Raw genomic sequence first — 647 nt, forward strand, 5'->3', positions numbered from 1 at the left:
CATCTCTCGATGGCGCTGAAGACCCGCCCGCCAAAGATCCGTCAGGCCGGCTGCGGCTGGAAGGAAGGATGCACCACCGCCCCGTCCTTGGTGAGGAGAGTGGCCTTGACCAGCTCGTCCTCCCAATTGGGCGCCAGCACCTTGTCTTGTCTGTTGACCAGCGTCTCGACGAAGGCGAAGAGATTGCGGGCATAGAGCGAGGAGGCGGAGGCGGCCAGGCGTCCGGGCACGTTGAGATGGCCGATGATCTTGACCCCGCCCGGCGTGACCACGACCTCGCCGGGGCGGGCGCCCTCGACATTGCCGCCGCGTTCGACCGCCAGGTCGACCAGCACCGAGCCGGGCTTGAGACTGGCCACCATCTCGGCCGAGACCAGGCGCGGGGCGGGCCGGCCGGGGATCAAGGCGGTGGTGATGACGATGTCCTGCTTCTTGATGTGCTCGGCCACCAGAGCGGCCTGCTTGGCCTGGTAGTCCGCCGACATCGGCTTGGCATAGCCGGCTGATGTCTCGGCCTGCTTGAATTCCTCGTCCTCGACGGCGACGAATTTGGCGCCGAGCGAGGCGACCTGTTCCTTGGCGGCCGGGCGCACGTCGGTGGCGGTGACCACCGCGCCCAGGCGCCGTGCCGTGGCGATGGCCTGCAG

Annotated in this window: 1 pseudogene; it reads right to left on the minus strand. The window is 68.3% G+C overall.

The annotated features are described in order from the left end of the window. Positions 1-41: 41 nt before the first annotated feature. Positions 42-647, minus strand: a pseudogene (locus tag BA190_RS34755) (NAD(P)(+) transhydrogenase (Re/Si-specific) subunit alpha); the annotation flags it as partial.

Origin of the sequence: Labrys sp. WJW, assembly GCF_001676615.1 — a bacterium.
Lineage (GTDB): Bacteria > Pseudomonadota > Alphaproteobacteria > Rhizobiales > Labraceae > Labrys > Labrys sedimenti.